Below are 7284 nucleotides of genomic sequence, written 5' to 3'. Positions count from 1 at the left end.
AGCCGCAGCTCGCGGGCTCGCGGGCGCACGCCCGGCGCCGGGCTGGATAACCGGCGGCCCCGCCTCCTGGATGGAATCAACCTCGACGTCCAGGCGGGCGAATGTGTGGCGTTGACCGGGCCGAACGGTGTTGGCAAGACGACCTTGCTGAAGATGGCACTCGGGCTAATCCTTCCTGACACGGGCTCGGTGATCGTGGCCGGCCGGGAATCCGCCGCTGTATCGCCGCAGGACCTGGCCGAGGCCGCCGGTCTGCTGCTCCAGAACCCGGCGGACCAGCTGTTCGAGCGGACGGTCCGGCGCGAAGTAGGCTTCGGCCGGCGCCGCTCCCGGCCTGCGGCCGAGGCGGTCGAAGCCGCGCTGCTGGCCTGCGGCCTTTCGGAGGCAGCCGACGAGCACCCCTATGAGCTGCCAGGATCGCAGCGCAGGCTGGTTGCCCTCGCCACGGTGCTCGCCCGGCGGCCCCGCCTGCTGGTGCTCGATGAGCCCACCGTCGCCCTGGACGGCCATGGACGCACCCGGCTGGCGGACGTCCTGGCCTCAGCCACTGACCGCGGTGCAGCGGTGCTGCTTTCCACCCACGACCTGGACTTCGCCCGAAGGCACTGCCACCGGATCGTTGACCTCAGCCAGCCGGCCAGGCCGCGGATGCCGCAAGGGGSCGTCTCAGACTGAGACCGTGATCCAGTCGCCGTCGATCGCAGCAGCAAAACGGGGGAGCGGAGCCGGAGCCGGACCGCCGGTGACGGAACCGTCCTGCAGGGCGAAGGTCGAATTGTGGCAGGGGCAGGCGATCTCGCTTTCGGTCGCTGCCACCTTGCAGCCCTGATGGGTGCACTCGGCGCTGTAGGCGAGGACCGTTTCCTCGTCCGGGCGGTGGATCAGGATCGGTTTCCCATCGACGTCCCGGCTGGCGGAGCCGCCGACCGGCACTTCGCTGAGTTTGCCCACCCGGACGGGTGCGCCCTCGGTGCTGACGGCGGCGGGTTCGCCGCTGGTGTCGCCAACGAGATCCTGGAAGGGCGAGCAGCCGGCCAAGAGGCCCGCTGTTCCTGCCGCGGCACTGACGGTCAGTAGGGAACGGCGTGAGGTCGGGCGGGGAGATTCCATACCCGACATTCTTGCCGGACCGACTTGGAAATTTCCAGCGGCACGCGCCCAACTGCTATCGGTTCGAGCCGAATTCCCTGCCGTTGACACGTGGGGAGGCGCCGACGCGGTCCAGATACGGGGTGATGCCCCCGAGGTGCAGCGGCCAGCCCGCGCCCATAATCATGCACAGGTCGATGTCTTCCGGGGCCGCGACAACGCCTTCGTCGAGCATCAGGCGGATCTCTTCGGCCAGGGCGTCCTGGGTCCGCCCCAGCAGCTGCTCCGAGCTGCTGGGGGAGTCACCGAAGTCGAGCAGCGCGAGGGTGGAGTCGGGAATGACCTGTCTGCCGTCGCCGTCCGTGGTCCACAGGGAGGGGACGCCGGCATCGATGAGTTTCTGCAGGTTGGCGGAGACGCGGAAACGGTCGCCGAAGGCGGCGTGGAGCGATTCGGTGACGTGCTGGGCGACAGGGAGGCCCACCATGGCCAGCAGGTTGAACGGGCTCATGGGCAAACCCATGGGCCTCAGGGCGCTGTCGGCTACCTCGGCGGGTGTGCCCTCGTCGAAGGCGCTGACGACCTCGCCCAGCAGGCGCAGCAGGACGCGGTTGACCACGAAGGCTGCGGCGTCCTGCACGAGCACGGTGGTCTTCTTCAGGGCCTGGCCGAGCACGAAAGCGGTGGCGAGCACGTCGTCGCTGGTCTTGGGTGCGCGGACGATCTCCAGCAAGGGCATGGCGGCCACGGGGTTGAAGAAGTGGAAGCCAACAACCCGCTCCGGATGCAGCAGGTCGGCGGACATCGCGCCGACGGACAGCGACGACGTGTTGGTGGCGAGGATGCAGTCCTCGCGGACTACGGCCTCGACCTCGGCGAAGATCTGCTTCTTCACGGCGAGGTCTTCGAACACCGCCTCTATGACGAAGTCCGCATCGGCGAAGGCCTCTTTGGAGGTGGTGCCCGTGATGAGGCTTTTGATGCTCTCCGCGGCTTCCGGAGACAGGCGTTTCCCCGCGAGCAGCTTGTCTACCTCGGCATGAACGTAGCCCAGGCCCCTGTCGACCCGGGCCTTGTCGATGTCCGTCATCACCACGGGCACTTTCAGCAGGCGGGCGAAGAGCAGTGCCAGCTGGCCGGCCATCAACCCGGCACCAACCACGCCGACCTTGGCCACGGGCCGTGCCAACGCCTTGTCCGGGGCGCCTGCGGGACGCTTGGCGCGCTTCTGCACGAGTTCCAGGAACGCATAGACCGTGTCGCGGAACTGCGGGGTCTGCATGAGCTCGGCCAGGGCGTCGACCTCCAGCACGGCGGACTCGGCCTGGGTCTTGCCGCGGCCGGCCTCCATGACCGCCAGCACCTTGGCCGGTGCCGGAGCAGCGTTGGAGGTTTTCGCCTCGATGAAGGCACGGCCAGCAGCGATCGCGTGGTCCCAGTCCTCCTCGCTGGCGGCCGCCTTGTGCTTCCGCCGGGCGGCGAGCCGGTTACGTTCGGCATCATCGGTGATGAGCCGGGCAGCCCACGCAAGGGACTGCTCGAGGAAGTCCGCCGGCTCAAGCAAGGCATCAGCGATGCCCAGTTCGAAGGCGGCGGCCCCATCCAGCATCCTGTTGTTGCTCAAGGGGTTCTGGATCATGACCTTTACGGCGTTGCCCGGACCGATCAGCCGGGGCAGCCGGTACACGCCGCCCCAGCCGGGGATCAGCCCCAGGAAGGCCTCCGGGAGCGAGATGCCGGTGGCGCCCGATGAGATCGTGCGGTAGTCGGCGGCGAGGGCCAGTTCGAGTCCGCCTCCCATCGCGGCACCGTTGATGAAGGCGAAGGTCGGCACGCCGATTGAAGCGAGCGTCCCATACACGTCATGGCCCAGTAGCGCCATCTGCCGCCCGTCATTCTCGCCCGCCAGCCGGCCCACGGCGGAGAGATCGGCGCCGGCCGCCAGATAGCCGGGCTTCCCGGTGATGGCGACGGCGGTGAGCTCGCCGGCCGTGGCCCGAGCCTTGAGCTGGTGGAGTGCTGAGCCAAGTGCGATGAGCGAGTTGGGCCCGAGCGTGGTGGGCCTGCGATGGTCCAGATCGTTGTCGAGCGTCACCAACGCGAGCGTTCCGGCCCCGGGCAGCTCGACGTCGCGGACGTACGAATGCGTCACGGTTTCGTCGGAAAATCTTCCGGCCAAGGCGGCATAGCCCGCTGCCGTGGTTGAAGTGGTGCGGTCGGAAGCAGAATTCACCGGGGCTCCTCAGGGCAGATGCAGTGTGTCGCCCATCATGTTACCCACGGGTAATATCACCAGCAACCACCGCCTGCCGCCTCGGCGGCGGGTCAGGCCGGCTGGTCCTTCCGGCCGTTGCCTTTCCCGGCCTTCGCGTCCGGCAGCGGCTCGGGATTGAGGAACGCCTCAGTGATCACTGGAACTGCCAGCTCTAGCTGCCAGGGCCGGGCGCCCAGCTCGCGCAGGGCGGCGGCAATGGTCTCCTCGGAGATTGCGGCCGGCGGGCGCCAGGCCAGGCGGCGCAGGAAGTCCGGCGTGAGCAGGTTCTCCAAGGGCATCGTCAGGTCCTCTGCCAGCGCTGCGAGCCGCGGGCGGGCAGTCTGCAGCCGGGCTGCGGCAGCCGGGTCCTTGTCCGCCCAGACGCGCGGCGGCGGGGGAGCATTGGTGGGCAACTGGAGTTCGGGCAGGTCCTTCAACTGCCGGGCGGCGCTGATGCACCGCAGCCAGCGGGGAGCCTCACGTTGGGCAGCCCGGCCGTGGAAGCCATTGACGGCGAGGAGCTGCGGCACGGTGGCGGGCATGGCCCGGGCGGCGGCCACGATGGCCGAATCCGGAATGAGGCGGCCAGGGGCGACGTCCCGCTTGGCGGCAAGCTGCTCGCGCTCCTGCCACAGCTCGCGCACGGCAGCGAGCTGCCGGCGGTCGCGGATCTGGTGCAGTCCAGAGGTGCGGCGCCAGGGATCGGGCCGGGGCGGCGCCGGCTCGGTCTTGCGCAGGGCCTCGAATTCCTCTTCGGCGAAGCGCAGCTTGTCCTGCTTGGTCAGCAGCTCCACCATGGCTGCGCGGAGTTCGATGAGCACTTCGACGTCGAGGGCTGCATAACGCAGCCAAGGTTCCGGCAACGGGCGGGTGGACCAGTCCGCGGCCGAGTGCTCCTTGGCCAGCGTGTAGCCCAGCAGGGTCTCGATCACCGCGGCCAGCCCGACGCGCGGCAGCCCGGCCAGCCGTGCTGCCAGTTCCGTGTCGAAGAGCCGGTCCGGCCACATCCCCAGCGCCGAAAGGCAGGGCAGGTCCTGGGTGGCCGCATGCAGGATCCACTCGGCGCCGCGGATGGCATCGTTAATGATGACGAGGTCGTCGAAAGGTTCCGGATCGATCAGCCACGTCCCCGATCCTTCGCGGCGCAGCTGCACCAGGAAGGCGCGTTGTCCGTAGCGGAAGCCGGACGCGCGCTCCGCGTCGACGGCGACCGGCCCATGCCCGGCCGCCAGTGCAGCGGCAGCGCGTTCCAAACCGTTGGCGGTGGCGATGACAGCAGGCACGCCCTCGCTCGGCATGGTGAGTTCGACGGTCTCGACTGCCTGCTCCGGGGCCGCTGGCGGTGTGCCGATATTCGGGCGCGAAGAGCCGGCGGAAGAATCCGAAGTCAAGGAAGTCATGGTCCTTTCAGTCTATGCCACGTCAGTTGCGCCGGCGGTTCGGCAGCGAGGCGACGCCCTCGGGAAGCGGTGGCAGGCCGGCGAAGGTGCAGACCATGTCCGACCACGCTTCCAGATGGGCCTGCACTTGGGCGTTGTCCGGCGTCCAGGACGCCCGCAGTTCGATGTCGATGGCGTCCTGCTGGCCTGCGAGGGTGCCGAAGCTCTCGGACAGTATCCTGGTGGCCGTACCGCCGGCGTTGCGGTACATGGCCTTGTGGATGTCCAGGGCCTCCACCAGCCAGGTCCAGGCCACCGAGCCGAGCAGCGTGTCGTTGCCCATCTCGGCGTCGAGCTGGGCCCGGATGTACGTGACGATGCGGAAGGTGCCATCCCACAGTTCGGATCCTTCCGGATCATGGAGCAGGATGAAGCGGCCGGTGGCCAACTCGGTTCCGCCGGTGCTGCCCGCCGCGGCGAGTGCGGGACCATGCAGCGGGCGGACCGCCGGGGCCGAGGCTGGATGACCTCAGCGCCGAGGGCGACGGCGAAGGGCGCCAGGCGCGAGGGAGCCGGCAGTTCTTCGAGACGGAGCTCGCTGCGGCACTGTGCCCGGCGCAACGCGGCCAGGGCAGTCATGAAATCCGCGGGCACCGCGGACAGGTCACCAATCGCACTCACACCCTCAGATTAATTCCCGGCACTGACACTCGGGAGTCTGACGCGCCGGGCAGGGGCCTTCGTTATCCTGCCGTGCTATTCCGCCGTCTCCACGCGGATGACTTCGACGAAGGCATCCACATCGTCCTCGGTTGTGTCGAACGAGCACATCCAGCGGACTTCCCCGCGCGAGGCATCCCAGTCGTAGAAGCGGAACTTCTCCCGGATCCGGTCCGCCGCACCCGAGGGCAGGGCGGCGAACACTGCGTTGGCCTGCGTGGGCTGGGTGGGCACCACGCCGTCGATCCGGTCCACCGCCGCACGCAGCCGGGCAGCCATTGCGTTGGCATGCGCGGCAGAGCGCAGCCAGAGACCGTCCTCGAGCAGGGCTACGAACTGGGCGGAGATGAAGCGCATCTTCGAGGCGAGCTGCATGTTCATTTTGCGCAGGTAGGGCAGGCCGGTGGCGGCGTCCGGGTTGAGCACCACCACGCATTCGCCGAAGAGCAGTCCGTTCTTCGTCCCGCCGAAGGAAACGATGTCCACGCCGGCCTCCGTGGTGAAGTCGCGCAGCGGGACACCGAGGGCCGCGGCCGCATTGGCCAGCCGGGCCCCGTCCATGTGCAGTTTCATGCCGTGGCCATGGACGTGGTCGGCGATGGCGCGGACTTCGTCGATGCTGTAGAGGGTGCCAAGTTCGGTGCTCTGCGTGATGGACACGGCCAGCGGCTGGGCCCGGTGCTCATCGCCCCAGCCCCAGGCTTCGCGGTCGATCAGCTCGGGCGTCAACTTCCCGTCCTCCGTGGGAACGGGCAGCAGCTTGAGGCCGCCGACCCGCTCGGGCGCACCGTTTTCGTCCACGTTGATATGGGCAGTGGCGGCGCAGACCACCGCACCCCAGCGCGGCAGCATGGACTGCAGGCTCAGCACGTTCGCCCCGGTGCCGTTGAAGACCGGAAAGGCCTGCGCCTGGTTGCCGAAATGCTCCTGGATCAGTTCCTGCAGCCGGGCCGTGTACTCGTCCTCGCCGTAGGAAACCTGGTGCCCGCCGTTCGCATGGGCGAGCGCGGTCAGGACCTCCGGATGCACGCCGGAGTAATTGTCCGAGGCGAAGCCGCGCCAGGACACGTCATGCAGGGGCGCGGAGAGCAGCGAAGGTTCGGTCACGATGGGCATATTCCTTACTCCTGGAATTCTGTTGGTCCGTCCGCTCATGCGAGGCGGATCCGGCGTCCGTTCAGTTCGGCGGCGGGCGTGCCGAACAAATTCTTCACCGCCTGGCCCAGCTGCGCAACGTCGGTAAAGCCCTCGAAGGACTTCTCCGGTTCCGCGCGCCGCATGTCGCCATCCACCAGCGCCTTCACTACAAGTACGACGGCGGCAGCATGCAGGGGTGCCGAGTGTCCGGTTTCCTTTTCGGCGGCTTTCTGTTCACGGGCGAAGCCGTCCGCCATGGACTGCATCCAGCTCTCGGCCGCAGCCTTGGCCGCCGCATAGTTCGCCCCGCCGGCAGTGGGCGAGTCGACTGCCGCCGCGGAGACAATCACCGCACGGCCGTGCTCGGAGGCGGCCAGCTGCGGATAGAAGGCCCGGGTGGTGTTGCGCAACGTGGTTACCAGGCTCCGGTGCAGGAAGTCCCAGTCCTCGTCGCTCTGGCCTGTGATGCCCTTGCCGCCCCGCCAGCCGCCGACCAGATGGACGAGGCCGTCCGCGCCGCCGCGGTCCTGCACGGACGCGGCGAGTTCCTCCACTGCCGCGCGATCTGCAAGGTCGCAGACGAAGGTGGACACGCCGTCGTCGTTGCCGTACGCCTGCTTCAGGCGCTCTGCGTTGCTGCCCACGGCAATAACCTCGGCACCGGCCCGGCGCAACGCGGCTGTGACCGCCTGGCCGGACCCCCGG

At 68.6% G+C, this 7284-nt stretch carries 6 protein-coding genes and 1 pseudogene; 1 reads left to right on the top strand and 6 read right to left on the bottom strand.

Features of this window, described 5'->3' with window-relative positions:
- Positions 1 to 675, top strand: a 675-nt coding sequence (locus D477_RS18780) for an energy-coupling factor ABC transporter ATP-binding protein (protein ID WP_005273630.1), incomplete at its 5' end; no start/stop codon positions are given.
- On the opposite strand, the gene D477_RS18775 is transcribed toward D477_RS18780, so the two are convergent.
- The 6 genes and pseudogenes from D477_RS18775 to D477_RS18750 all read right to left on the bottom strand — a co-directional run.
- A complete protein-coding gene (locus D477_RS18775) occupies positions 667 to 1110 on the bottom strand; it encodes a ubiquinol-cytochrome c reductase iron-sulfur subunit (RefSeq protein ID WP_043847690.1) in 444 nt (147 codons plus the stop codon). The two genes, D477_RS18780 and D477_RS18775, sit on opposite strands and share 9 nt — an antisense overlap.
- Positions 1111 to 1165: 55 nt before the next feature.
- Complete coding sequence (locus D477_RS18770; RefSeq protein WP_005273627.1) at positions 1166 to 3322, bottom strand: 3-hydroxyacyl-CoA dehydrogenase NAD-binding domain-containing protein; 2157 nt, start codon at positions 3320 to 3322, stop codon at positions 1166 to 1168.
- 92 nt (positions 3323 to 3414) lie between these two features.
- The gene (locus D477_RS18765) at positions 3415 to 4743 is read right to left on the bottom strand and encodes an HRDC domain-containing protein (RefSeq protein WP_005273622.1); all 1329 of its coding nucleotides are present in this window, start codon (positions 4741 to 4743) and stop codon (positions 3415 to 3417) included.
- Between the two features lie 22 nt (positions 4744 to 4765).
- Positions 4766 to 5361, bottom strand: a pseudogene (locus D477_RS18760) (DUF3000 domain-containing protein).
- A 117-nt stretch (positions 5362 to 5478) separates the two neighbouring features.
- Positions 5479 to 6558: a threonine aldolase family protein gene (locus D477_RS18755; protein WP_005273617.1), complete on the bottom strand. Its 1080-nt coding sequence runs from the start codon at positions 6556 to 6558 to the stop codon at positions 5479 to 5481.
- 35 nt (positions 6559 to 6593) lie between these two features.
- Positions 6594 to 7284, bottom strand: a 691-nt coding sequence (locus D477_RS18750; protein WP_005273615.1) for an SDR family NAD(P)-dependent oxidoreductase, incomplete at its 5' end; no start/stop codon positions are given.

Origin of the sequence: Arthrobacter crystallopoietes BAB-32, assembly GCF_000328305.2 — a bacterium.
Classification (GTDB): domain Bacteria; phylum Actinomycetota; class Actinomycetes; order Actinomycetales; family Micrococcaceae; genus Crystallibacter; species Crystallibacter crystallopoietes_A.
This window is presented reverse-complemented; position numbering and strand designations above follow the sequence as displayed.